Genomic DNA, 25,366 nt, shown 5'->3' on the forward strand with positions numbered 1-25,366 from the left:
AAAAGAGGGCGGCCAGGCCGAAGCCGGACCGCCCGCAGGTTGGCGAAAGTCAGTTGTTGCGAAGCCGCTCGATCAGTCGTGGATATCCACGTCCTTGCCTTCCTTCACGAAGAGGACGCCGACGATCAGGGTCAGCACGGCGATGGCGATGGGGTACCACAGGCCGTAGTAGATATTGCCCGTGGCGGCGACCATGGCGAAGGCCGTGGTCGGCAGGAAGCCCCCGAACCAGCCGTTGCCGATGTGATAGGGCAGCGACATGGAGGTGTAGCGCACCTTGGTCGGGAACATCTCGACCAGGGCGGCGGCGATCGGGCCGTAGACCATGGTCACATACAGGACCAGCAGGAACAGGATGCCGATCACCATGGGCTTGTTGACCAGGGCGCTGTCGGCCTTGGCCGGATAGCCGGCCTGGGTCAGGGCGGCGGTCAGGCCGGCGTCCCAGGTCTTCTTCTGGGCTTCGAAGTCGGCCTTGGGCATGACCTTGCCGTTGAAGCTGTCGACCACCTGATCGCCGATGCGGACCTGGGCCACGGTTCCGGCGGGGGCGGCTTCGTTGACATAGGTGACGCCCGCCTTGGCCAGGTGGGTCTTGGCTATGTCGCATGAGCTGTTGAAGACGGTCTTGCCCACCGGGTCGAACTGGAAGTGGCAGTCGGCCGGATCGGCGTAGACGGTCACCGGCGACTCGGCCACGGCGGCGGCCAGGCGCGGGTTGGCGGCGCCGGTCAGGGCGTGGAACAGCGGGAAGTAGGTCAGGGCGGCCAGCAGGCAGCCGATCAGGATGATCGGTTTGCGCCCCACCTTGTCCGACAGCCAGCCGAAGAAGACGAAGAAGGGCGTCGCCAGCGCCAGGGCGGCGGCGATCAGGATGTTCGACAGGGCCGGATCGACCTTGAGCGTTTTCTCGAGGAAGAAGAGGGCGTAGAACTGGCCCGTGTACCAGACCACGGCCTGACCGGCCGCCAGGCCGAACAGGGCGATCAGCACCAGCTTCAGGTTCGGCCACTTCATGAAGCTGTCCTTCAGGGGCGTGGTCGAGCCCTTGCCTTCGGCCTTCATGCGCTTGAACGCCGGGCTTTCCGACAGCTTCAGACGGATCCACAGGGACACGCCCAGCAGCAGGATCGAAACCAGGAACGGAATGCGCCAGCCCCATTCGACGAAGGCTTCCTCGCCCACGGCGAAGCGCACGCCCAGGATCACCATCAGGCTGAGCAGCAGGCCCACGGTGGCGGTGATCTGGATGAAGGAGGTGTAGAAGCCGCGCTTGCCGTGCGGGGCGTGCTCGGCGACGTAGGTGGCGGCGCCGCCGTATTCCCCGCCCAGCGCCAGGCCCTGGATCAGGCGCATCAGCACCAGGATGATCGGCGCGGCGATGCCGATGGCCGCATAGGGGGGCAACAGGCCGACCACGAAGGTCGAGACGCCCATCAGCAGCATGGTCACCAGGAAGGTGTTCTTGCGCCCCCACAGATCGCCCATGCGACCGAAGACGATGGCCCCGAACGGACGCACGGCGAAACCGGCGGCGAAGGCCATCAGGGCGAAGATGAAGCCGGTGGTCTCGTTCACGCCCGAAAAGAACTGGGCGGAGATGATCGCGGCCAGCGAGCCGTAAAGATAGAAGTCGTACCATTCGATGACGGTGCCGACGGAGGAGGCGAGAATCACCAGCCGGTCGTTCTTGTCGACCGTGTGCTCGCCGCCGTCCGCCGCACCCATGGTGCGGTCGGTCATGGGCAGTTCCCTTCCTGTGCGGCCGCGATGCGCGGCGCGTTCCCTCGCGCCCGGCGTGCTTTGCGCCGAGCGTCGGAAGGGAGAGTGACAGCAGGAACGCAGGTTTGCGGAGAGCGACCTTGGTCGAATAATCGCTCGCGGGAAGCGGAGCCTAGAGTCCCATGCAGAGGTATTTGATCTCCAGATAATCCTCGATGCCGTGGCTGGAGCCCTCGCGGCCCAGACCCGACTGCTTGATCCCGCCGAAGGGCGCGACCTCGGTGGAGATCAGGCCGGTGTTGACGCCGATCATGCCGGTCTCCAACGCTTCGGCTACGCGCCAGACGCGGCTCAGGTCGCGGGCGTAGAAGTAGCCGGCCAGACCGAAGATGGTGTCGTTGGCCAGGGCGATCCCTTCTTCTTCCGTCTCGAAGCGGACGACGCCGGAGACGGGACCGAAGGTCTCTTCGCGGCACATCTGCATGTCCTGGGTCACGCCCGACAGGACGGTCGGCTGGAAGAAGGTCATGCCCAGCTCATGGCGGGCGCCGCCTGTCAGCAGGCTTGCGCCCTTGGCCAGGGCGTCGGCGATGTGCTCCTCGACCTTCTTCACCGCCTTTTCGTCGATCAGGGGGCCGATCTGCACGCCGTCGCCGAGGCCGTTTCCGACCTTCAGGGCTTGCGTGGCCTGTGTCAGCTTGGCGACGAATTCATCGTGGACGGCGGCCTGCACATAGAAGCGGTTGGTGCAGACGCAGGTCTGGCCTGCGTTGCGGTATTTGGAGGCCACGGCGCCCGCCACGGCGGCGTCGATGTCGGCGTCGTCGAAGACCAGGAAGGGGGCGTTGCCGCCCAGCTCCAGACTCATCTTCTTGATGGTGTCCGATGACTGCTTCATCAGCAGGCGGCCGATCTCGGTCGAGCCGGTGAAGCTGATCTTGCGCACGGTTTCATTGGAGGTCAGCTCGCCGCCGATGGCCGAGGCCGAGCCGGTGACGACGTTGAACAGGCCGGGCGGCAGGCCCGCCTCTTCCGCCAGAACGGCCAGGGCCAGGGCCGACAGCGGCGTCTGGCTGGCGGGCTTCAGCACCACGGCGCAGCCGGCGGCCAGGGCCGGGCCGACCTTGCGGGTGATCATGGCGGCGGGGAAGTTCCACGGCGTGATGGCCCCCACCACCCCGACCGGCTGGCGCAGCGTCACCAGCCGTTTTGAGGCGTCGTGGGTCGGGATGACCTCGCCGTAGGTGCGCTTCCCCTCTTCGGCGAACCATTCGATGAAGCTGGCGGCGTAGGCGATCTCGCCCTTGGCCTCGGTCAGGCTCTTGCCTTGCTCGCGGGTCAGCAGACGGCCGAGGGCGTCCTGCTCGCTCATCATCAGATCGAACCAGCGGCGCAGGATGCGGGCGCGTTCGCCCGCCGTCTTGGCGGCCCACGGCTTCATCGCGACTTCGGCGGCGGCGACGGCGCGGCGGGTCTCAAGGGCGCCCATGTCGGGGACGGTCGCCAGAACCTCGCCGGTGGCCGGGTTGGTCACTTCAATGGTCCCGCCGCCGTCGGCGTCGATCCAGCGGCCGTCGACATAGGCCTGACGGCGGAGCAGGCGGGCGGGATCGGACATGGGGCGGCTCCTTGGTCGCGGTCGGGGAGCCGACATAACGCGCCGGAGCGGGCGCGGCTGCAAGGAGACGAAACGTCTAGCTGAGCATCAGCCCCATGCGGACCAGGGCGGGCAGGCTGTCGGCCTCCATCTTGGTCATGACCTTGGCGCGGAAGACCTCGACCGTGCGCGGGCTGATCTTCAGGTTCAGGGCCATCTCCTTGTTGGAGGCGCCGGCGACCAGGGCGTCGAAGACCTGCCGCTCGCGCGGGGTCAGGCGGCCCAGGCGCACGCGGGCCTGCTGGCGCGCTTGCTGGCGGGCGTCCAGCTCTCCGAGCCTGGCCAGACAACCCTTCACCACCTCGACCAGGCGAGTGGGATCGAAGGGCTTTTCGATGAAGTCCACGATGCCGTTTTTCATCATCTGCACCGCCATGGAGACATCGGCGTGGCCGGTGATGACGATGACGGGCCAGGTCTCGCCGCGCAGTTCGGCCAGGCGGCGTACGATCTCGGTTCCGTCCATGCCCGGCATCTGTACGTCGGTGATGACGCAGGCCGAGGCGTCCTCTGGCAGGGCGGCGAAGAACTCGGTCCCGCTGGAGAAACCGCGCGCGCGCACGCCGCGCCCGCGCAGCACCCGCAGGAGGGCGTCGCGCACGGCGGAATCGTCGTCGATGACGAAGACGGAATGATCGCTCACGCGGTCCTGGCCTCCTGTTCCTTGGGCAGGGTGAAGAAGAAGGCGGCGCCGCCCAGGGCCTGACTGCGCCCGACGTTCAGGACGCCGCCGTGCCGCTCGACGATGGAGCGCGTGACGGACAGGCCCAGACCCATGCCGCCGGGCTTGGTGCTGGTCATGGGCTGGAACAGACGGTCGCGCTGATCGTCGGCGACGCCGGGGCCGTTGTCCTCGATGCTGATGCGATAGCCGTCGGCCTCGGCGCGGCCCAGGATGCGCACCTGGGCGCCGACGCCGCCCGCAGCCGCCTCGACGGCGTTGCGGACCAGGTTGACGACCGCCTGCTGGAACTGGATGCGGTCGGCCCGCACCCGGTCGCCGTCGGCGTCCAGATCGATGCGTACGACGACATCCTTGTCCTGGCCCATTCGCGTCAGAATCTGCTTCATGGTCTCGATCATGGCAGCCACGCTTTCGTCGCCCATGCCGCCGGTCTCCTGGCTCAGGAAGGCGCGGATGCGGCGAATGATCTGACCCGCGCGCAACAGCTGGGCCTGGGCCAGGTCCAGGGTGCGGCAGGCGCTGTCGCCCAGGGATCCGGCCTTCTCCATGTCGGCCCGGCTGGCGTGCATGTAGCCGCTGGCCGCGCTCAGCGGCTGGTTCAGTTCATGGGCCAGGGTGGCGGCCATTTCGCCGAGGGAGTTCAGCCGCCAGACGGTGTTTAACTGAGCATGCAGTTCGCGCGCCTGCGTCTCTGCGGCGTAGTGGAGCGTCAGGTCGGCCAGGCCCAGGGCCACGAAATCCTGGTCTGGCCCGCCCGGCGCCAGGCCGAACTGCACGCCGACCGGAAAGGTCGAGCCGTCGGCTCGTCGGCCGACCCAATAGTCGGCGTCGGCTTTCAGCAGGCCGGATGGCATCCCAGAGGCGATGACGGCGGCCATGGTGAAGCCTGGAACCATATCGGCGAAGGGGCGCCCCAGGGCCTGCTCCTTGGTGGTCCTGAACATGGCGAGCGCCGTGTCGCTGAGGCGCGAGATGACGCCCTCGCGGGTCAGCATCAGGGTCGGCGTCGACAGGAAGGCGACCTGGAGCATGGCGTCGCGCGCCGCCAGGGCCTTTGCGAGACGCGAGGCCTGCCGCCAGACCAGGATCGAGGCGGTCGAAGCCGCCAGCGCCGCCGCCAAGGCGATCAGGGCGAGGTCGCGCGGGAAGGACGGCGCCGCCAGCCCCATCGTCAGAGCCGCAACGGCGAGCAGGGCGCACGCCAAGGCGACAGCCGCCGCCCAAGGAGGCGGGAATGGCGCGATGTCACGGGAGCGGCGGTCCAATACTGAGTAAATCGAACTTGTCCTCGCTTCCCGCTAGATCAGGAGGCGAGCCCTTCCGTGTCGTCGTCGTCATAAGGCAGGTAAGAGGGGCCTCTTAAATAGGTCTCGGCTAACATGCAATTATCGCTCACAGTTCTTTGTGAGCTGAAAAAATGTCCATTTCTGTCATAACGTGGGTATGTGTGATCTTCGTCATCATGGTTACTCGAGTGTTAATAAATAGAACGACGTTCTGACGAAGGAAAGCTGCGCAGTGACAGCATGAATTGCGGATTTCTACGTACGGCCGAATTTACGATTGCCTACCGTTGTCTCACGCAGAAGGGGATCAGTCTCAAAGAGGTCTGAATGCCCTTCCAAATCATCGCTCGACGCCAGAAAGGCGCTCGCGCGCTCCGTAATCCGCTCGCGGGCGGCTTGATCATCGCTCTGTCAGCGGCGCTAGCGGCCCCTGCGGGGGCCCAGTCTGTCGAAGGCCAGTTTGGCGTCGCCAGCGAATACGTCGGCAAGGGTCTGGGCAAGAGCGCCGACGATCCCAGTCTGAACGGCTCGCTCGAAGTCTCATACGGCGATTTCTACGGCGCCGTTTTCGCCTCGACCGCCAGACTGTCTCAGGGGTCGGACGCCGAGATCGTCACGAGTCTGGGCTGGCGGCCCAAGGCGGCCGGTTTCGCCTTTGATCTTTCGGTCGCCAACCGAGACCTGCCGGGCACGCGCGCCGGGATCGACTCCAACTTCTGGGAATATCAGGCTGACGCCTCGCGCAAGTTCGGGCGCGTTTCGGGGCGGCTGCGGGTCAACTACACGCCCGACGGTTTCGCCGCGACCAAGGAGGCCTGGTGGATCGAGGCGCAGGCGTCGACGGCCCTGGGGCCGCGCACCAAGGCGTCGGCGGCATACGGCGTGCGCTCGGCGGACGGCGGGGCTGACTACAACGCCTGGAATCTGGGCGTGAAGCACAACCTGAGCGAGCGTTTTGCGGTGGATGTGCGCTGGTACGACACCGACAGCCATGCGCTGGGCGACAACTATGACGGGCGTCTGGTCGGCGCTCTCACTTACGCTTTCTGAACCCTCTCTCCTCTACCTTAGCTATCCGCCGGGGGGGCTCGGCGTTTTCGAACAGGAAACTCTCGTGCAGTTGGACAACGTCAGAATATCGCGCAAGCTTGCGGGCGCCTTCGCCCTGATCCTGGCCGTCATCGTGACGCTGGGCGGGGTGGTGCTGTTTGAAGTGGGGCAGTTGGAAAAGGCCAAGGCCACGGTCACCCTGGCCGAGACCGTCATCGGCCAGACCAATGTGCTGAAGCGGTCGGTGGACCAGCAGGAAAGCAACGCCCGCGCCTATCTTCTGACGCTGTCGCCGGACTATCTGGAACGGGTCAAGTCGCATCAGGCCCGCTACAAGCAGGGTTCGGCCGAGATGCGCCAGATGGTGTCGCACATCTCCGGCGCCCTGGGCCGCATGGACGCGTTGGACAAGGCGGTCGCCGCCTATGAGGCCTCGGTCATCAATCCCGAGATCGCCCTGGCGGGCCGTCCCGAGACCCATTCCGACGCCCTGGCCCTGGCGGCCAGCGCCCTGCCGAACCAGTTCATGGATCCGGTCGATGTTGCGTTCAAGGAGATCAGCGACGCGCAGGAGACCCGCAAGGCGGCGGCCCTGAAGGCGCAGGATGCGGCCTTCCGGACCACCAAGATCGCCCTGGGCGTCGGCGTGCTGGTCGCGCTGATCCTGTCGGTGGCTTCGGGTCTGGTTCTGGCCCAGTCGATCGCCAAGCCGATCGCCGCCATGACGGCCGCGATGCGTCGCCTGGCCGGCGGCGACAAGTCGATCCAGGTGCCCGCCATGGGCCGCAAGGATGAGGTCGGCCAGATGGCCGCCGCCGTCCTGGCGTTCAAGGACGCCGCCATCGCCAATGAGCGGCTGGAAGCCGAGGCCGTGGCCCAGCGCCAGGCGGCGGCCGAGGAGCGCGCCCGCGTCGAGGCCGAAAAGGCCAAGGCCGCCGAGGAAGACCGCATCGCCATCACCGCCCTAGGCCAGGGCCTGAACGCCATGGCGTCGGGTGACCTGACCCACCGCATCGAGGTGACGTTCGCGCCGAACGCCGAACAGCTGCGGGCCGACTTCAACGACGCCATTGCGCAGCTGGAGAAGGCCGTCGCCTCGGTGGCGGCCAATGTCGCGGCCATCCGTTCGGGCTCGAGCGAGATCAGTCAGGCGTCGGACGACCTGTCGCGCCGCACTGAACAGCAGGCCGCCAGCCTGGAGGAAACCGCTGCGGCCCTGGACCAGATCACGACGACGGTGAACCGCACCGCCGACGGCGCCCGTCAGGCCGCCGACGTGGTGCAGAAGACGCGCGGCGAGGCCGAGGCTTCGGGCCTGGTCGTCGGCGAGGCGGTCGCCGCCATGACCGCCATCGAACAGTCGTCCAACCAGATCGGCGCCATCATCGGCGTGATCGACGAGATCGCCTTCCAGACCAACCTTCTGGCGCTGAACGCGGGCGTCGAGGCGGCGCGCGCGGGCGACGCCGGCCGCGGCTTCGCGGTCGTGGCCTCCGAAGTGCGCGCCCTGGCCCAGCGTTCGGCCGGGGCCGCCAAGGAGATCAAGACTCTGATCACCGCCTCCAGCCGTCAGGTCGAACAGGGCGTCGACCTGGTGGGCCGGGCGGGCGAGGCGCTGAGCCGAATCGTGGATGAAGTGGCCGAGATCAATAGTCTCGTCTCTGAAATCTCGGCCTCGGCCCAGGAGCAGGCGACAGGCCTGCAGCAGGTCAACACCGCCGTGAACCAGATGGATCAGGTCACTCAGCAGAATGCTGCGATGGTCGAGGAATCGACGGCCGCCAGCCACTCGCTGGCCCAGGAGGCCGACGTCCTGGCCGCCTCGGTGGCGCACTTCAGGGTGAAGCAGGCGACGCAGGTCGTCGCTCAGCGCCGCGCTCCGGTCTCGGCGCCGAAGGTCAAGCCGGCTCCGGTCGCCGTCGAGCCTGCGCCTGCCCGCACGCCGCAGCCGGTGGCCGAGACGGTCGCCGCCCTGAAGACGATGGGGCGCGGCGGCGCCGCCCTGAAGCCCGAAGCCATCGAAGACGGGTGGGAGGAATTCTGATGACGGCCGCCGTCGTTCTGGCCCCAGTTCTGGACCTGCGCGCAGCCGAGCCGCTGAAGGGCGAGCTGCTGGCGGCGCGCGGTCAGGCCCTGACGCTGGACGGCTCGGCCGTCGAGCGGCTGGGCGGGCTGTGCCTTCAGCTGCTGTTGTCGGCGATCCGCACCTGGCGCGCCGACGGCCAGGTCTTGACCTTCGTCAATGCGTCCGAGGCGCTGACGACCCAATGGAGCGCCTTCGGCGCTTCGCCCTCCGATCTCTCCGCACAGGACGCCCCCCAATGACCAAGACCGTTCTGACCGTCGATGATTCACGCACCATGCGCGACATGCTGATGCTGGCGCTCAAGGACGCGGGCTATCGCGTGGTCCAAGCCGAGGACGGCGTCCACGGGCTGGAGGTGCTTCAGGCCGAAAACCCGGACATCGTCATCACCGACATCAACATGCCGCGTATGGACGGTTTCGGCTTCATCGAGGGGATGCGGGCCGACCCGGCGTTCAGCGCCGTCCCCGTGCTGGTCCTGACGACCGAGAGCGACGCCGCCAAGAAGCAGCGCGCCCGCGAGGCCGGGGCCACCGGCTGGATCGTCAAGCCGTTCGACCCCGTGCGTCTGGTCGACGCCGTGCGCCGCGTGGCGGCCTGAGGATCTAAGACGATGAGCGACGATCCGTTCGAGGCGATCAAGGCGACCTTCTTCCAGGAATGCGAGGAGCTGCTCGCTGATCTGGAAGGCAATCTGCTGACGCTGGAGTCCGGGTCGACGGATATCGAGGTCATCAACGCCGTCTTCCGCGCCGTCCATTCGGTGAAGGGCGGGGCGGGGGCCTTCGGGCTGGAAGACCTGGTCCGTTTCGCCCACGTCTTCGAGACGCTGATGGACGAGCTGCGCTCGGGCCGAAAACCGTGCGACGAGCCGACGGTGAAGACCCTGCTGCGCGCCGCGGACGTGCTGGCCGACCACGTCGCCGCCGCGCGCGGCGCAGGCGCGCCCGTCGATCCCGTGCGCTCGGCCGGTCTGGTCGCCGAGCTGGAGGCCCTGACCTACGGCGGGGCCGCGCCGGTTGCGGCGGCCGAGTCGGAAGAGGACGACTTCGGCTTCACGCCCGTCGCCATGGACCTTGGGGCGTTCGAGGCTCCGGCGGGCCTGCCGGATCTTCCCGACCTGCCGCCCTTGCCGGACCTGGCCGCCCTGGCGCCGCTGCTCGACCTGTCGGCGCCGAGCGCATCGCAGGGGTGGAGGGTCGTCTTCCGTCCGCATCCGCGCCTCTACGCCAGCGCCAATGAGACGGGTCTGCTGCTGCGCGAACTGGGCCGCCTGGGCCCGACGCGGGTGCAGATGGACGACAGCGGCCTGCCGCTGCTGGACGCGCTGGAGCCGACCGACAGCCACCTGATCTGGACCATCGAACTGGACGCCGACGTCAGCGAGGCCGAGGTGCGCGAGGTCTTCGACTTCGTGGAGATGGACTGCGACCTGAGCGTCACGCCGCTGGGCGATGCGGCGCCGGTCGATGCCGCGCCTGCCGCCGCGGTCGACGAGGACGGCAGCGACGCTTCGGCCCTGGCCCGCGCGGCTGCGCCGGAACTGGACATCGCCGCCCTGCTGGCCTCGGTCGGCGCCGCGCCGACGGAGGCGCCCGCGCCTGTCGCCGTCGCGCCCGTGGCCCCTCCGCCCGCCGCGCCGGTCGCGCCGTCGCCGGTCAAACCTGCGCCCGCGCCGACCGCTCCGGCGCCTGTGCAAGCGACGGCCCCCGCCGCTGCGGCGCCCGTGACCATCCGCGTCGATCTGGAGCGGGTGGACCGCCTGATCAATGCGGTCGGAGAACTGGTCATCCAGCAAGCCATGCTGGCCCAGCGCGTGACCGAAAGCGGCCTGGCCCGCTCGTCCGACATCGGCCTGGGTCTGGAAGATCTGGAGCTGTTGACGCGCGAGATTCAGGACAGCGTCATGGCTATCCGCGCCCAGCCGGTGAAGTCGGTGTTCCAGCGGATGCCGCGCCTGGTGCGCGAGGCGGCCGAGGCCACCGGCAAGAAGGTGAAGCTGGTCACGTCCGGCGAGGACACCGAGGTCGACAAGACCGTGGTCGAGCGTCTGGCCGAGCCGATCACCCACATGCTGCGCAACGCCATCGACCACGGGCTGGAAAGCCCGGCGGACCGTCTGGCGGCGGGCAAGCCGGAAGAGGGGACGGTGCGGCTGGCGGCCCTGCACCGCTCGGGTCGGATCGTCATCGAGATCTCCGACGACGGCAAGGGCATCAATCGCCCGCGCGTGAAGGGCATCGCCGTCGAGCGCGGCCTGATCGCCGAGGATGCGGTGCTTTCGGACGACGAGATCGACAACCTGATATTCCTGCCGGGCTTCTCGACCGCGACCGAGGTGTCGGACCTGTCGGGCCGGGGCGTCGGCATGGACGTGGTGCGCCGCTCGATCCAGTCGCTGGGCGGGCGCATCTCCATCACCTCCAATCCGGGCAAGGGCTCGACCTTCACCCTCAGCCTGCCGCTGACGCTGGCGGTGCTGGACGGCATGGTGGTGGGCGCCGCCGATCAGACCCTGGTCGCGCCGCTCGCCGCCATCGTCGAGAGCCTGACCCCCAACGAGGGCGACATCCACTACGTCGGCGGCGTCGATCCCGTGCTGCGCTTCCGCGAGGCCTTCGTGCCGCTGGTGGACGTCGGCCTGGTCATGGGCTTCCGCGACGCCCCGACCGAGCTGAAGGGCGGGGTGGTGATGATCGTCGAGACCGAAAGCCGCCAGCGCGCGGCCCTGCTGGTCGACGCCATCCACGGCCAGCGCCAGGTCGTCATCAAGAGCCTGGAAACCCATTACCGCCACGTCGAGGGCGTAGCCGCCGCCACCATTCTGGGCGACGGCCGCGTGGCCCTGATCCTCGACATCGACGCCCTTGTGACCGCCAAGCGTTCCCGAACCCCCTCGCGTTCCGACCTGCAAATGGCGAGCTGAGACCATGACCCCGACTGAACACCAGACCCTGACCCCCAATGTCGCCGGGACCGACCGCGAACTGATCGCCTTCCGCATCGGCGAGCAGGAATTCTGCGTCGACATCATGAGCGTGCGCGAGATCCGCGGCTGGACCCCCGCCACGCCCCTGCCGCGCTCGCCCGCCTATATGAAGGGCGTCATCAACCTGCGCGGCGTGGTGCTGCCGATCATCGACCTGGGCGCGCGCTTCGGCCTGGCCACGAACGAGCCGACCGAACGGCACGTCATCATGGTGGCCCATGTCGGTTCGCGCCTGGTCGGCCTGCTGGTCGATGCGGTGTCGGACATCGTGCAGCTGTCGGACGCGGCCATCCAGCCGACGCCGGACGTGGCCAGCGAACAGGTGAAGTCCTTCGTGAAGGGCATCTTCGCTGTCGAGGGCGGCCGCATGATCAGCCTGATCGACCTCAACAACGTCCTGCCGGAAGGCGAGGCCGAAGCCGCATGACGACCGTCGCCGGGCGCGAAGCCCTGGTCGAAGGCGAGTTCGTCTTCACGGCCGAGGATTTCCGCCACATCGCCCAGACCCTGCACGCCCACGCAGGCATCGCCCTCAGCGAAGGCAAGGCGGCGCTGGTCTATTCGCGTCTGGCCAAGCGGCTGCGCGTGCTGGGGCTGCGCAGCTTCCGCGACTACTGCGCCCTGATCGACGGCGTAGAGGGCGTGGACGAGCGCCAGGCGATGATGGCGGCCCTGACCACCAACGTCACCCGCTTCTACCGCGAGCCGCACCACTTCGATCACCTGCGCGACAAGGTGATGCCCGAGCTGGCCGCCAAGGCGCGGGCGGGCGGGCGGGTGCGCCTGTGGTCCGCCGCCTGTTCGAACGGGCAGGAGCCCTATTCGATGGCGATGACGGTGCTGGACGTCCTGCCGGAAGCGGCGGAACTGGACGTGCGCATCCTGGCCACCGACATCGACCCCAACATGGTCGCCGAGGGCGCGGCGGGGGTCTATTCCGACGATCTTTTGGCCCCGGTCCCGGCCGCGTCGCGCAAGCATTTCACGCCGGTCGCGGGCGCGCCGGGCCGGTTCAGCGCCGATGCGACGCTGCGCCGTCTGGTGGCGTTCAAGGAGCTGAACCTGATCGGCGACTGGCCGATGCGCGGCCGCTTCGACGTCATCTTCTGCCGCAACGTGGTCATCTATTTCGACGACGCGACCCAGGAGCGGGTCTGGGGCCGGTTCACGCCGATCCTGAACCCCGGCGGCGTCCTCTATATCGGCCATTCCGAGCGGGTGACGGGCCCGGCGACGCAACAGCTGCAACCGGCGGGACTGACCACCTACGTCAAGGGCGCGGGGGCATGAGCGCGGTCTCGGTCCTGGTGGTGGACGACAGCGCCACCATGCGCAGCCTGATCAGCGCCGTCCTGCGCCGCGATCCGGAGATCAACGTGGTCGGCACGGCCGCCGATCCCCTGGAGGCGCGCACGAAGATCAAGGAGCTGAACCCCGACGTCATCACCCTGGACGTCGAGATGCCCAACATGAACGGGCTGGAGTTCCTCGAGAAGATCATGCGGCTGCGGCCCATGCCGGTGGTCATGGTCTCGACCCTGACCCAGGCAGGGACCGACGTGACCCTGGCGGCGCTGGAGGTCGGCGCCGTCGACGCCGTGGCCAAGCCCGCGCCGGGCGTGCCCGCCGCCGAAGCCTTCGCCGACCTGGCCGAGAAGGTGAAGGTCGCCGCGCGGTCTCGTGTTCGTCCGCTGGAGGATCGCGCGGTTCGGGGACACGAGGGCGTCTATCACGCGGACCCCAATCATGTGCTGGCCATCGGTTCGTCCACCGGCGGGGTCGAGGCCTTGCTGACCATTCTGTCGGCCTTCCCGGCGGACTGCCCGGCGACGGTCGTCACCCAGCACATGCCCGCCAGCTTCACCAAGAGCTTCGCCGCCCGCCTGAACAAGGTCTCGGCCGCCACGGTCAGCGAGGCCGAGGACGGCGCGCCGCTGAAGCCGGGCCATGTCTACATCGCGCCGGGCGGCGAGGCCCATCTGGCCGTGTCGGGCGGGCGTTGCCGCCTGGTCGCCGCCGACCCGGTCAACGGCCACCGCCCGTCGGTCGACGTGCTGTTCGGCTCGGTCGCCCAGCTGGGCCGGCCGATGACGGGCGTCATCCTGACGGGCATGGGCAAGGACGGGGCCAAGGGCCTGCTGGCCATGCGTCAGGCCGGCGCCCGCACCCTGGGCCAGGACGAGGCGTCCTGCGTCGTCTACGGCATGCCTCGCGCCGCCTTTGAGCTGGGCGCCGTCGAGCGTCAGCTGCCGCTGTCCCGCATGGCTTCGGCCATTCTCGAATCGTGCGCCGCCCGTTCGGGCGCGCCCCAGTCTGTTGCGTAAGGACGTTCATGCCCGCCGCTTCCGCCATTCGCACCCTTGTCGTCGACGATCAGCTGACGATGCGCTCCTTAGTCCGCGCCAGTCTGCAACAGATCGGGGTGCGCGACATCGAGGAGGCGCCCGACGGCGAGGCGGCCCTGCGCTCCCTGCTGGTCCAGCCGGTGCATCTGGTGATCTCGGACTTCAACATGCCGAACCTGGACGGGCTCAGCCTGCTGCGGGCCATCCGGGCGCACCCGCCGATCTCCAAGACGGCCTTCATCATGCTGACGGGCCGGGCCGACCGCGAACTGGTTCAGCGCGCCGTGCAGTTCGGCGTGAACAACTACCTGGTCAAACCCTTCACCACCGCCCAGCTGAAAGAGAAGCTGGAAGCGGTCTTCGGCACGCTGACGTGATCGGCGCGGCCGCTCAGGAGCCGGTGGAGCGGCGCGTGCACGTGGGGCAGGGCGATCACTGCGTGTCGTCCGATCCCGACGTCGTGCTGACGACCGTCCTGGGCAGCTGCGTGGCCCTGTGCCTGCGTGATCCGGCGGCCGGGGTGGGGGGCATGAACCACTTTCTGCTGCCCGAAGGGGCGGGATCGGGAACGGACGCCAGCCGTCGCTACGGCGCCTATCTGATGGAAGTGCTGATCAACGACGTGCTGAAGGCGGGCGGGCGGCGCGAGCGGCTGGAGGCCAAGCTGTTCGGCGGCGGCCGCATGTTCGACAGCCTCAGCGACGTGGGCGCCGCCAACGCCGACTTCGCCGAGAAATTCCTGGCCGACGAGGGCATCCCCGTCGTCAGCCGTAGTCTGAGAGGCGCGGGCGGGCGCCGCATTCACTATTGGCCGGTCAGCGGTCGGGCGCGTCAGCGCGTGGTGACGGACGGCGCGATCCTGCCGCCCGCGACGCCGCCGCCGCCGTCCGTCGCGACCGGCGATCTGGAGCTCTTCTGACATGGGCGAGAACGACAACCGCGATCTGTTGGCCGCCATGGCTGCGGAGCTGGCGGACATCCGCGCCGAGATCGAGGCGGCGGGCGGCCTGGTGTCCGAAGTCCTGCGCCAACTGCCGGCCGAGGCGCGGCTGGGCTATCTGACGCGCAGCCAAAGTTTCGACGTCCTGTCCCAGCGCATCGAGGCCCTGTCGGGCCTGGCTCAGGCCGTGGCCGACGATCAGCCGATGGACACCGCCCTGGCCGCCCTGCCCCTGGCCGAGATGGCCGAGCGGATGCAGGAGACGGCGCACCGCGCCCGGCCCGGCGCGGCCCCGATCGCGGACGCTGACGACACCGAGCCCGTCGCGACGGCGGGCGTGCTGCACCTGTTCTGACCCATGGCCGAGGACCGCATCAATCTGGAGCAATCGACGGTCCTGCTGGTGGACGACGCGCCGCAGGCGCTCGACATGCTGGGCTCGATCTTCCAGGGCTTCGGCGTCAAGGAGCAGATCAAATGCCCCTCGGCCGTCGAGGCGGTGAAAATCCTGCAACAGCGCCCGGTCGATCTGATCGTCATCGACTGCGGCGACCCGGAGATGGACGGCTACGCCTTCACCCGCTGGCTGCGGCGCGAAACGCCTGCGCCCCTGCGCTACACCCCCGTCATCCTGGTGACGGGCCACGCCTCGCAGGCCAAGGTTCAGGAAGGGCGCGACTGCGGCGTCAGCTTCGTGGTCGCCAAGCCCCTGACGCCTGCGGTGCTGCTGAAGCGCATCCTGTGGCTGGCGGGCGACGAGCGCGAGTTCGTCGAGTGCGAGACCTACGTCGGCCCCGATCGCCGGGTGCGCAACTTCGGGCCGCCGGTCGGCATGGCCGGGCGACGCAAGGGCGACCTGTCGGCCCACGTCGGCCACGCCGTTGAGGAAAACATGGATCAGGCCGACATCGACATGCTGTTGAAGCCGCAGAGGGTGTCGCTGTGAGCGAGGTTCGGACGCAGAAGATCAGGACGTCTCTGGCGCAGCAGATGACCCAGCCGGGCGGGCGGACGCTGGCGGATGTCGAACGCCGCGCCAATGAGCGCCTGGGCCGCCACAAGGCCGAGGTCATGGCCGAGATCGAAGCCGCCGTCGCGGGGCTGGAAGGGCTGTGCGCCGCACGGTCGGAGGCGTCGGCCGCCGAGGTCTATCGACTGGCGTCGCGCATTCTGGATCTGGCGGGTTTCTTCGACACCGGCCCGCTGTTCGACGCCGGCTACAGTCTGGCCGACGTGTCGGATCGCATGGCGACGGCCGGCGTCTGGGACTGGCCGCCGGTTCAGGTGCACGTTCAGGCTTTGCGGCTGATCCTCAAGGCCGGTTGCGAACGCAATGCGGCTACCGATCATCTGTTGGCGGGACTGAAGGCCGTGGCGGTGAAGGCGCGCGCCTAATTCCTTCTCCCCTTGTGGGAGAAGGTGGCTCGCGAAGCGAGACGGATGAGGGGTTGCGGGACGTTCGCCTCGCAATCCTTGCATCCGGTTTCGGAGAGACCCGTCATCCGGCCCTGACTGGCCACCTTCTCCCGTAAGGGGAGAAGGGTCCGGTCAACCGTAGCGGGCGATGCCCAGGTCGGCGGTTTCGATGTCGGGGGTCTGGCCGCTGATCAGGTCGGCGATGACGCGGGCCGAGCCGCAGGCCATGGTCCAGCCCAGGGTGCCGTGACCCGTGTTCAGGAACAGGTTGTCCAGCCTGGTCTTGCCGATGACCGGGGTGCCGTCCGGCGTCATCGGGCGCAGGCCGGACCAGTAGCTGGCCGCCTTCAGGTCGCCCGCGCCGGGGAACAGCGAGCCGACCGAATGCTCCAGCGTGTTGCGGCGCTGTTCCGGCAGGACGTTGTTGTAGCCCGAAATCTCGGCCATGCCGCCGACGCGGATGCGGTCGCCCAGGCGGGTGATGGCCACCTTGTAGCTCTCGTCCATGATGGTCGAGACGGGGGCGGCGGGCTCGTCGATGATCGGGGCCGTGATCGAATAACCCTTCACCGGATAGACCGGCAGGGTCATGCCCAGCGGTTTGACCATCTGCGGCGAGTACGACCCCAGAGCCAGCACATAGGCGTCGGCCGTGACCACGCCCTTGTCGGTCTTGACCCCGGTGATGCGGCCGCCCTCGGCGATCAGGCCCTGGATGGTCGTGCCATACTGGAAGGTCACGCCCTGAGCGGCCGTCGCATGATCGGCCAGGGCGTTGGTGAATTTGAAGCAGTCGCCGGTCTCGTCGCGCGGCAGGCGCAGGCCGCCGACGAACAGGTCGCGCGTGGCCTTTAGACCCGGCTCGGCGCGGATGCAGCCGTCCTGGTCCAGCACTTCGAACGGGACGCCGCCTTCGCGCAGGACTTCGGTGTCCTTGTAGATGCCGTCCAGCTGCTTTTGCGTGCGGAACAACTGCAGCGTGCCCTGGGTGCGGTGATCGTATTCAAGGCCCAGCTCTTCGTTCAGCTCGGTCTGCACCACCTGGCTGTAGTCGGCCAGGCGCACCATGCGCGCCTTGTTCAGGGCATAGCGGCTGGAGGTGCAGTTGCGCAGCAGGGCCAGCAGCCAGCGCACGGTCGGGGCGTTGATCTGGGGGTGCAGGATCAGCGGGGCGTGGCGCATGAACAGCCACTTGACCGCCTTGGCCGGAATGCCGGGCGCGGCCCAGGGCGAGGAATAGCCGGGCGAGATCTCGCCCGCATTGGCGAAGCTGGTCTCCAGCGCCGGGCCGGTCTGGCGGTCGATGACGGTCACCTCATGACCCTGGCGGGCCAGGTAGTGGGCGGTGGTCACGCCGATGACGCCGGCGCCGAGAATTGCGATCTTCATGGGTCTTGACCTTGCGCGAACCAGACGCGTGGCCCCCTAGACCAGATTTTGCGCCCTTCACGCAAGTCGCAGTTTGTGTGCGTCGCAATATCGGCGGTGTTGATAAGGACTGCCTGTGTTCGGCCGATCACGGTTGATTATTTGCTCGCTATATCGGGCAGGCGCGATAAGCTTGATCTAGGAGGATCGGGTCGGGTCGGTCAGCGGCTCGCCGTAGTGGCGGTCGCCGTGCAGATTGGCGGCCAGGGGGGCGGTGGTCCGCTCGATCAGGCGATGCACCTCGGGCTTGTCCGGCCCCTGATGCAGGGCGCGGATGCCTTCGTTGACGGCGGCGTCCGCGTGGGTGATCCGCTGGTTGTGCCGGATGTAGTCCAGCCAGGTCGGCGTCTGGTATTTCTCGACCCAGATCTGCGGTTCGGCCAGGTCGCGCATCAGGCGCCACTGGCGCGCGCCGTCGCGGCGGCGGATGCGGCGCCGTTCGTCCATCAGGGCCAGGAAGGCGTCGATGTCCTCCTCGCGGATGCGATAGGCGATGGAGACGATGACCGGCCCGCTGCGCGGTTCGATCGCCAGGGCGGTCTGCGGTTCGGTCCAGCGGCGCAGCAGGTCCATGTTGAGGTTGGCGGTCGAGGGCAGGGGCACTTTCAGGCCGATCAGCACGCACAGAACCAGCACCCCCGCTGAAACGCCCAGGGCGACGTCGACGCCATAGGTCTGGGCCAGGCTGCCCCACAGCCAGCTGCCGCCCGCCATGCCGCCGAAGGCCGCCATCTGATAAAGCGCCAGCGCCCGCGCCACGACCCAGCGCGGCACCGACATCTGGACCGTGACGTTGAAGCTGGACAGCACCAGCACCCAGCCCGCCCCGGCCAGCATCAGCGCCGGCAGGGTGACGGCCAGCCAGGGGATGTAGGCCAGGCCCAGGGCCGCCGCCGCGAAGGCCAGAGCGGCGACGCGGACGATGGTCTCGGTCTCGTATTTGGCGCGCAGCCGCCCGACGAACAGCGCCCCGCCGACCGCGCCGATGCCGAACGATCCCAGCAGCAGACCGAACGCCAGGGGGCCGCCGCCGCCTTCGCGCGCGACGACGGGCATCAGGGCCTGGACCGCGCTGGCGCCGACGCCGAACACCACGGCGCGCAGCAGCACGGCCGTCACGCGCGGCGACAGGAAGGCGTAACGCACCCCGCCCGCCATGGCCGCCAGCAGGCCCTCGCGCGGCAGGGTCTGCTTGGGCCGCTCGGGCTTCCAGCGGAACAGCACGACCAGCAGGCCCAGATAGCTGACGGCGTTGACGGCGAAGGCCGCCGCCGCGCCCGCCGCCGCCACGATCATGCCGCCCAGCGCCGGGCCGACGCTGCGGGCCATGTTGAAGCCCATGGAGTTCAGGGTCACGGCCCCGGCCAGATCCTCACGCGGGACCATGTCGCCGACCGACGCCTGCCACGCGGGGCCGTTGAAGGCCGTGCCGCAGCCGATCAGGAAGGTGAAGGTCAGCAGCACCCAGGGCGTGATCCATCCCATCCAGGTCATGGCGGCCAGCCCCGCCGAGACCAGCAGCATGAAGGTCTGGGCCGCCAGCATGATCTTGCGCCGGTCCACCGTGTCGGCCAGCGCCCCGGCCGCCAGCGACAGCAGCATGATCGGCAAGGTGATCGACGCCTGCACCAGGGCGACCATCTGCGCCGAGGCGATGGAGGTCATCATCCACGCGGCGCCGACCGACTGGATCAGGCCGCCGAAATTGGTGACCAGGCTGGTGATCCACACCGCCCGGAAGATCGGATGCCGCAGCGGCGCCAGGGCCGAGGGGCGTTCCGGCGGGACGGACGGCGGCCCAGAAGCGGCGGCGTCGGCGGTCGAACTCATGCGGGGCGGCTCCTCGCATGGACGATACGGAGCAAGCGGGAACCGACGACGACCATGCGGGCAGTCCACACGGCTTCGACGGGGGAAGCAAGCCGGGAAGCGGTCACTCTGGGTTCCGGATTATTGGCGTCGCGAGGGCGGCGGCGGGACGCTATAGGAAGGTCGTGACCGTCCCAGCCGTTCCCCCGATGTCGCCCTCGACCCCTTTCACCGTCGCCGCCCTGTATCGTTTCGCGCCCGTGGCCGACCCGGCGGCGCTGCGCCTGCACCTGCTGGACCTGTGCGGGACGCAGGTGCGCGGCACGCTTCTGGTGGCGCATGAGGGGATCAACGGCACCATCGCCGGGCCGGAAGCCGACATCGCTCGCGTTATCGACGGCGTGCGCGCCCTGCCGGGGTTCCAGCGGCTGGAGCTGAAGTATTCGACGGCCCAGGCCATGCCCTTCCACCGCATGAAGGTGCGGGTGAAGGCCGAGATCGTCACCATGGGCCAGCCCGACATCGACCCGGTCGAGGGCGTGGGAGCCTATGTTTCGCCTCAGGACTGGAACGCCCTGATCGCCGATCCCGACACCGTTCTCATCGACACGCGCAACGACTATGAGGGCGAGATCGGCGCCTTTGCGGGCGCCGTCCAGCCCAACACCCGCACCTTCCGCGAGTTCGCCGACTGGTTCCGCACCGAGGGGCGCGCCCTGCTAGACCGGCCGACCCCGCCCAAGGTCGCCATGTACTGCACCGGCGGCATCCGCTGTGAAAAGGCCACCGCCTTCCTGAAGGCCGAGGGTGTGCGCGACGTGCATCACCTGGAAGGCGGCATCCTGAAATATCTGGAGACCGTGCCGGAGCCGGAAAGCCTGTGGCGCGGCGAGTGCTTCGTCTTCGACGAGCGGGTGGCCGTGGGGCACGGGCTCGTCGAGGGCGAACATACGTTGTGCCGGGGATGCCGGATGCCGGTCAGCCCTGAGGGGCGTCGCTCTGCCCGCTATGTCGAGGGCGTGTCCTGCGACCGCTGCTGGGACAGCCGGGATCAGGTCCAGCGCGAAGGCTACGCCGAGCGGCAGAAGCAGATGGAGATCGCCCGCGCCAGGGGCGTGGCGCACGTGGGGGCGGCGCAGAAGGGTTAGAAGTCTCTCTCCGCCCGTGCCATCCTCCTGCCCCTGTCAGGAGGCCCGCCCATGTCCGCCTTGCGTCCCGTCGAGCGTCTCGACACCCATGAGGTGTCCAATCAGGTTCCGCCGCTGGAGGACGTCGACCTGTTCACCGGGGACAGGGCGCTGCACGACGCCGTGCGCCATTGGGGCGGGGCGGGGCATGTCGAGCGGCTGACCGATCTGGGCCGCCGCTGCGGCTCGGCCGAGGTGATCGACTGGGGCGTGCAGGCCAATCGCGTCCCGCCGGTGCTGGACACACACGACCGCTACGGCCGCCGCATCGACGAGGTGACCTTTCATCCGGCCTATCATCAGCTGATGGACCTGGGGCTGGGCGCAGGCCTCGCCGCCAGCGCCTGGGACGGGACGCCGAACGGGCATCTGCTGCATGCCGCGATCCTGTTCCTGACGGGGCAGGCGGATTCAGGGACCAGTTGTCCCATGACCATGACCTACGCCTCGGTCGCGGCGCTTCAGGCCGATCGGGCCGTGGGCGAGCCGTGGATCGGGGGCGTGCTGTCCGGCCGTTATGACCCTGCGGTGCGTCCGGCGAGCGAGAAGGCGGGCGTGACGCTCGGCATGGCCATGACCGAGAAGCAGGGCGGCTCGGACGTGCGCGCCAACACCACCCGCGCCGAGCCGATCGGCGAGGACGGCTGGTATTCCCTGACCGGGCACAAGTGGTTCTGTTCGGCGCCGATGTGCGACGCCTTTCTGACGTTGGCCTATGCGCCGGGCGGGCTGACCTGTTTCATCCTGCCGCGCTGGCTGCCGGACGGGACGCGCAATGCGGGCTTCCGCGTCATGCGGCTGAAGGACAAGATGGGCGACCGTTCCAACGCCTCGTCCGAGGTCGAGTATCACGGCGCGCTGGCGCAAAGGCTGGGCGAAGAGGGGCGGGGCGTGGCGACCATCATCCGCATGGTCCAGCATACCCGGCTGGACTGCGTGGTCGGCTCGGCGTTGCAGATGCGCGGGGCGCTGGCCCAGGCGGCGTGGCACGCGGCGCACCGCACCGCCTTTCAGAAGCGGTTGATCAACCAGCCGATGATGGCCGCCGTCCTGACCGATCTGGCGGTGGAGAGCGAGGCGGCGACGGCCCTGTCGATGCGGCTGGCGGCCACCTTCGACGCAGATGACGCCGTGGGACGTCTGTTGACGCCGGTGGCCAAATACTGGGTCTGCAAGCGCGCGCCGAACCTGGTCTATGAAGCGATGGAGGCGCTGGGCGGCGCGGGCTATGTCGAGACGGGGCCGATGCCGCGCCTGTTCCGCCAGTCGCCGCTGAACGCCATCTGGGAAGGCTCGGGCAACGTCATCGCCCTGGACGTGCTGCGCGCGGCGGGGCGCGAGCCGGAGGCCGTCGAGGCGCTGCGCGACTGGCTGGCGTCGCAGGCCGGGAAGTCCCCCGACTATGACCGCTTCATCGCCGAATTGGACGTGACGGCGAGCGAGGCGGGGGCGCGTCTGGCGGTCGAACGTCTGGCGCTGGCGGCCCAGGCGGCGGCCCTGCTGGAGATGGACAGTCCCTCGGCCGAGGCCTTCATCGCCCTTCGTCTGCGTCCGCGCGGCATGGCCTACGGGGCCTATGAGGTCGAGGCGGATCACCGGGCGGTGCTGGAGCGGGCCATGCCGGTGTGAAGCCCAGATAGGACGAAGGCCCCGCGGGGGCTCCGCGAGGCCTTCGGTGGTGGAGCTAAGCGGAGTCGAACCGCTGACCTCTTGAATGCCATTCAAGCGCTCTACCAACTGAGCTATAGCCCCAGGCCGTTTCGGCTTGGTTATGTCGTCGACCGGATCAAGCGAAAGCGCCTGGAAAGGACGAAGGCCCCGCGGCGTTCCGCGAGGCCTTCGATGGTGGAGCTAAGCGGAGTCGAACCGCTGACCTCTTGAATGCCATTCAAGCGCTCTACCAACTGAGCTATAGCCCCGAACCTTTCGGTCGGTCCCGCCGGGGAGAGAATGTCGCCCCCCGGCGAGGCGCGGAAACTAGGTCAGGCCGTTTTGAAGATCAAGCGGGTCTGACACATTTTTTTCCGCTTATTTTTCCGAACCTTGCTGCTTAGTCGTCGTCGCGCGACGGCTTGGCCAGCTCTTCGTCGAGGTCATCGTCGTCTTCGTCTTCGATGAAGGGCACGGAATCATCATCGTCGTCGTCCAGGACGTCGTCGTCATCGTCGCCGTCGGACGAACCCATGCCGGCGTCGTCGCCGCCCGGCTCGCCGTCGTCGTCGTCCGGGGTCAGGATCGGCTCATGGCCTTCCTGGTCGATTTCGGGGGTGGAGCCTTCGGCGTCCTCTTCGTCATCGTCGCCGTCGACCGACTTGTCGGCGACTTGATCTTCGGATTCTTCGTCAGCGGCGTAGCCGGCGCCGCGACGCACGCGACGGCTGCGGACGGCTTCTTCCATCGGATCGAACTCGGTGTCGCACTTGGGGCAGCGAGCCGGGCGACGGTTCAGATCGTAGAATTTGGCCTGGCAGTTCGGGCAGACCTGCTTTTGGCCCAGTTCGGGATTGGCCACGTGATTAGACCTTCGGCGGGTTTAAGGGAAAATCGGAAATAGGGCGGCTCCCTTGCCACCGGCGGGGGCCGCTGTCAAAAGCCTTCTTTTCCGCGCCTGCGCGGCCCTCCTGACATTCGGAGCCTGCACCAGGGTGAGCACTCCCCAGACCTTCACCGCGTCCCGCGTTTCCGGGCTGAGAGGCGTGGTCCGCGCGCCGGGCGACAAGTCGATGTCGCATCGGGCTCTGATCTTCGGCGGCATGGCCGAGGGCGTGACCGAGATCGAGGGGCTGCTGGAAGGCGACGACATCCTGGCCACCGGCCGCGCGATGCAGGCGCTGGGCGCTTCGGTCGAGCGGATCGGCGAGGGGCGCTGGCGGGTCGAAGGGCGCGGGCCGTTGCGCTCGCCTGACGGCGTCATCGACTGCGGCAACGCCGGGACCGGGGTGCGCCTGCTGATGGGGGCGGTCGCGGGCTATGAGCTGACGGCGACCTTCGACGGCGACGCCTCCTTGCGCAAGCGGCCGATGAAGCGCGTCACTGGGCCGCTGGCCGAGATGGGCGCGCGTTTCGACTGGAACGCGGCCGAGGACCGGGTGCCGCTGACCCTGCACGGGGGCGGGCTGAAGGGCGTGACCTTCGTGCAGAGCGTCGCCTCGGCCCAGATCAAGTCGGCCATCCTGCTGGCCGGGCTGAACGCCACGGGCGAGACCGTCGTGGTCGAGCCGGAGAAGAGCCGGGACCACACCGAGCGGATGCTGCGCGCCTTCGGCGCCGAGCTTGAGGTGATGGAAGAAGGCGCCGGCTGGCGCATCCGTCTGCCGGGGGGACAGACGCTGAAAGGAACCCACGTCGCCGTGCCGGGCGATCCGTCCTCGGCGGCCTTTCCGCTGGCGGCGGCCCTTGTGGTTCCGGGGTCGGAAGTGACGGTCGAGGGGGTGATGCTGAACCCGCTGCGCACCGGCTTGTTCCAAACCTGGCTCGACATGGGCGCGGACCTGACCATCACGAACCGGCGGATGGCTGGCGGTGAAGAGGTCGGCGACGTCACCGCCCGCTGCTCGGCGCTGAAGGGGATCGTGGTTCCCGAAGACCGCGCGGCCTCCATGATCGATGAATATCCGATCCTGGCCGCCACCGCCGCCTTCGCCGAGGGGCGCACCGTCATGCGCGGCGTCGGCGAGATGCGCGTCAAGGAAAGCGACCGCATCGCTCTGATGGTCGCAGGTCTGTCGGCCTGCGGCGTTCAGGTCGAAGAGGAGCCGGAGGGCTTCATCGTTACCGGCGCGCTCGGTCCGGTGCGGGGCGGCGCGACCGTCGACACCGCCCACGACCACCGCATCGCCATGAGCCATCTGGTGCTGGGTCTGGCGGCCGAACAGCCCATCTCGGTCCGCGATCCCGAGATGATCGCCACCAGCTTCCCCGGTTTCGTGGAGATGATGAACGGGCTGGGCGGGAACATCGTCGCGGGAGATGCAGCATGAGTCTCGTCATCGCCGTCGACGGCCCCGCCGCCTCGGGCAAGGGCACCATCGCCGCGCGCCTGGCCGCCCATTACGGCCTGCCGTATCTGGACACGGGCCTGCTGTATCGCGCCGTGGGGCTGGCGGTGCTGGATGCGGGCGAGGATCTGGGCGACGCCGAGGCGGCGGCGCAGGCCGCGCGGGCGCTGGACCTGGCGAGCCTGAAGGACAACCCGCGCCTGACCGATCGCGGGGCGGGCGAGGCGGCTAGCCGCGTGGCCAGCCATCCGGGGGTGCGGGCGGCCCTGCTGAAGCTGCAGCAGGATTTCGCCGCCCAAGCGGGCGGGGCGGTGCTGGACGGGCGCGACATCGGCACGGTGATCGCGCCGGGCGCTCCGGCCAAGCTCTATATCGCCGCCAGCCCCGAGGTGCGCGCCGAGCGCCGCTGGAAGCAGCTGACTGCGCGCGGCGAGGTCATCGCCTTTGAGGACATGCTGGAGGATATCCGCCGCCGCGACGCCCGCGACGCCGGTCGCGACGACGCCCCCATGGTCCAGGCGGACGACGCCGTCTTGCTGGATACGACCGATCTGGGTATAGAGGCCGCCTTCGATGCGGCCCGCCGTATCGTCGAGGCGGCGCGAGCCAGGGCCGGGATCTGATCCCGCCGGGCGAATCCAACGCTCCGATCTCCTCGACGGCCGCGGGCGTTCTGGCTTTCTCTTCGTGCGCATTGCTGCGCGCCCGGCCTCGTTTCGTGACGACCTGACTTCCTCTTTGTTTTCACCCATTCGCGCATGTCCGCTC

At 68.6% G+C, this 25,366-nt stretch carries 24 protein-coding genes and 2 tRNA genes; 17 read left to right on the forward strand and 9 right to left on the reverse strand.

Features of this window, described 5'->3' with window-relative positions:
- Positions 1–72: 72 nt before the first annotated feature.
- From FGL25_RS02380 to FGL25_RS02395, 4 genes are all read right to left on the reverse strand, one after another.
- Positions 73–1,743, reverse strand: a complete 1,671-nt coding sequence (locus tag FGL25_RS02380) for an MFS transporter (protein WP_076223653.1) — start codon at positions 1,741–1,743, stop codon at positions 73–75.
- Positions 1,744–1,894: 151 nt separating this feature from the next.
- Positions 1,895–3,340 (reverse strand): NAD-dependent succinate-semialdehyde dehydrogenase, encoded by a 1,446-nt coding sequence (locus FGL25_RS02385; protein WP_138140861.1) that lies wholly within the window; start codon positions 3,338–3,340, stop codon positions 1,895–1,897.
- 76 nt (positions 3,341–3,416) lie between these two features.
- Positions 3,417–4,022, reverse strand: coding sequence for a response regulator transcription factor (locus FGL25_RS02390; RefSeq protein WP_003166019.1), 606 nt, complete (start codon positions 4,020–4,022; stop codon positions 3,417–3,419).
- A complete protein-coding gene (locus tag FGL25_RS02395) occupies positions 4,019–5,269 on the reverse strand; it encodes a sensor histidine kinase (RefSeq protein WP_138140862.1) in 1,251 nt (416 codons plus the stop codon). Before FGL25_RS02395 ends, FGL25_RS02390 begins: the two co-directional genes overlap by 4 nt.
- A 477-nt stretch (positions 5,270–5,746) precedes the next feature.
- On the opposite strand from FGL25_RS02395, the gene FGL25_RS02400 reads away from it, so the two are divergent.
- From FGL25_RS02400 to FGL25_RS02460, 13 genes are all read left to right on the forward strand, one after another.
- Positions 5,747–6,400: a TorF family putative porin gene (locus FGL25_RS02400; protein ID WP_138140863.1), complete on the forward strand. Its 654-nt coding sequence runs from the start codon at positions 5,747–5,749 to the stop codon at positions 6,398–6,400.
- Between the two features lie 64 nt (positions 6,401–6,464).
- Complete coding sequence (locus FGL25_RS02405; RefSeq protein WP_252969973.1) at positions 6,465–8,444, forward strand: methyl-accepting chemotaxis protein; 1,980 nt, start codon at positions 6,465–6,467, stop codon at positions 8,442–8,444.
- Positions 8,444–8,725 carry an STAS domain-containing protein gene (locus tag FGL25_RS02410; protein ID WP_138140865.1) on the forward strand — a complete coding sequence of 94 codons (282 nt, stop codon included), beginning with the start codon at positions 8,444–8,446 and terminating at the stop codon, positions 8,723–8,725. The genes FGL25_RS02405 and FGL25_RS02410 overlap by 1 nt, the downstream gene beginning before the upstream one ends.
- Entirely contained in the window at positions 8,722–9,087 is a 366-nt protein-coding gene (locus FGL25_RS02415; RefSeq protein WP_040346123.1) for a response regulator, read from the forward strand. The genes FGL25_RS02410 and FGL25_RS02415 overlap by 4 nt, the downstream gene beginning before the upstream one ends.
- A 12-nt stretch (positions 9,088–9,099) precedes the next feature.
- On the forward strand, positions 9,100–11,412 hold the full coding sequence (locus FGL25_RS02420; RefSeq protein ID WP_138140866.1) for a chemotaxis protein CheA: 2,313 nt from the start codon (positions 9,100–9,102) through the stop codon (positions 11,410–11,412).
- A gap of 28 nt (positions 11,413–11,440) precedes the next feature.
- On the forward strand, positions 11,441–11,902 hold the full coding sequence (locus FGL25_RS02425; RefSeq protein ID WP_373863225.1) for a chemotaxis protein CheW: 462 nt from the start codon (positions 11,441–11,443) through the stop codon (positions 11,900–11,902).
- Positions 11,899–12,765, forward strand: a complete 867-nt coding sequence (locus tag FGL25_RS02430; protein WP_138140867.1) for a CheR family methyltransferase — start codon at positions 11,899–11,901, stop codon at positions 12,763–12,765. Before FGL25_RS02425 ends, FGL25_RS02430 begins: the two co-directional genes overlap by 4 nt.
- Entirely contained in the window at positions 12,762–13,799 is a 1,038-nt protein-coding gene (locus FGL25_RS02435; RefSeq protein WP_003166010.1) for a protein-glutamate methylesterase/protein-glutamine glutaminase, read from the forward strand. Before FGL25_RS02430 ends, FGL25_RS02435 begins: the two co-directional genes overlap by 4 nt.
- Positions 13,800–13,807: 8 nt before the next feature.
- Entirely contained in the window at positions 13,808–14,197 is a 390-nt protein-coding gene (locus tag FGL25_RS02440; RefSeq protein WP_003166009.1) for a response regulator, read from the forward strand.
- Positions 14,194–14,739 carry a chemotaxis protein CheD gene (locus FGL25_RS02445; protein WP_138140868.1) on the forward strand — a complete coding sequence of 182 codons (546 nt, stop codon included), beginning with the start codon at positions 14,194–14,196 and terminating at the stop codon, positions 14,737–14,739. Before FGL25_RS02440 ends, FGL25_RS02445 begins: the two co-directional genes overlap by 4 nt.
- A 1-nt stretch (position 14,740) precedes the next feature.
- Positions 14,741–15,115: a hypothetical protein gene (locus tag FGL25_RS02450; protein WP_003166007.1), complete on the forward strand. Its 375-nt coding sequence runs from the start codon at positions 14,741–14,743 to the stop codon at positions 15,113–15,115.
- 3 nt (positions 15,116–15,118) lie between these two features.
- Positions 15,119–15,706, forward strand: coding sequence for a response regulator (locus tag FGL25_RS02455; RefSeq protein ID WP_003166006.1), 588 nt, complete (start codon positions 15,119–15,121; stop codon positions 15,704–15,706).
- Positions 15,703–16,155 carry a hypothetical protein gene (locus tag FGL25_RS02460; RefSeq protein ID WP_046652162.1) on the forward strand — a complete coding sequence of 151 codons (453 nt, stop codon included), beginning with the start codon at positions 15,703–15,705 and terminating at the stop codon, positions 16,153–16,155. Before FGL25_RS02455 ends, FGL25_RS02460 begins: the two co-directional genes overlap by 4 nt.
- 153 nt (positions 16,156–16,308) lie before the next feature.
- Here FGL25_RS02460 and FGL25_RS02465 read toward each other — a convergent pair whose 3' ends face one another.
- Positions 16,309–17,589, reverse strand: a complete 1,281-nt coding sequence (locus FGL25_RS02465; protein ID WP_354702818.1) for a D-amino acid dehydrogenase — start codon at positions 17,587–17,589, stop codon at positions 16,309–16,311.
- 153 nt (positions 17,590–17,742) lie between these two features.
- On the reverse strand, positions 17,743–19,434 hold the full coding sequence (locus tag FGL25_RS02470; protein WP_197733793.1) for an MFS transporter: 1,692 nt from the start codon (positions 19,432–19,434) through the stop codon (positions 17,743–17,745).
- A gap of 188 nt (positions 19,435–19,622) precedes the next feature.
- Here FGL25_RS02470 and trhO point away from each other — a divergent pair, with 188 nt between their 5' ends.
- Complete coding sequence (gene trhO, locus FGL25_RS02475) at positions 19,623–20,561, forward strand: oxygen-dependent tRNA uridine(34) hydroxylase TrhO (RefSeq protein ID WP_138142349.1); 939 nt, start codon at positions 19,623–19,625, stop codon at positions 20,559–20,561.
- A gap of 51 nt (positions 20,562–20,612) precedes the next feature.
- Positions 20,613–22,229: an acyl-CoA dehydrogenase family protein gene (locus FGL25_RS02480; RefSeq protein ID WP_138140870.1), complete on the forward strand. Its 1,617-nt coding sequence runs from the start codon at positions 20,613–20,615 to the stop codon at positions 22,227–22,229.
- 47 nt (positions 22,230–22,276) lie between these two features.
- Here the strand turns inward: FGL25_RS02480 and FGL25_RS02485 are convergent.
- From FGL25_RS02485 to FGL25_RS02495, 3 genes are all read right to left on the reverse strand, one after another.
- Positions 22,277–22,352: transfer RNA gene (locus FGL25_RS02485), tRNA-Ala, on the reverse strand.
- Between the two features lie 91 nt (positions 22,353–22,443).
- A tRNA-Ala gene (locus tag FGL25_RS02490) sits at positions 22,444–22,519 on the reverse strand.
- Between the two features lie 131 nt (positions 22,520–22,650).
- On the reverse strand, positions 22,651–23,112 hold the full coding sequence (locus FGL25_RS02495) for a TIGR02300 family protein (RefSeq protein WP_003165998.1): 462 nt from the start codon (positions 23,110–23,112) through the stop codon (positions 22,651–22,653).
- Positions 23,113–23,245: 133 nt separating this feature from the next.
- Between FGL25_RS02495 and aroA the strand changes: the two genes are divergently transcribed.
- The gene (aroA, locus tag FGL25_RS02500) at positions 23,246–24,580 is read left to right on the forward strand and encodes a 3-phosphoshikimate 1-carboxyvinyltransferase (RefSeq protein WP_290125511.1); all 1,335 of its coding nucleotides are present in this window, start codon (positions 23,246–23,248) and stop codon (positions 24,578–24,580) included.
- Positions 24,577–25,221 (forward strand): (d)CMP kinase, encoded by a 645-nt coding sequence (cmk, locus tag FGL25_RS02505; RefSeq protein ID WP_138140871.1) that lies wholly within the window; start codon positions 24,577–24,579, stop codon positions 25,219–25,221. The genes aroA and cmk overlap by 4 nt, the downstream gene beginning before the upstream one ends.
- Positions 25,222–25,366: the final 145 nt, after the last annotated feature.

The organism is Brevundimonas vancanneytii, from assembly GCF_901421975.1.
Lineage (GTDB): Bacteria > Pseudomonadota > Alphaproteobacteria > Caulobacterales > Caulobacteraceae > Brevundimonas > Brevundimonas diminuta.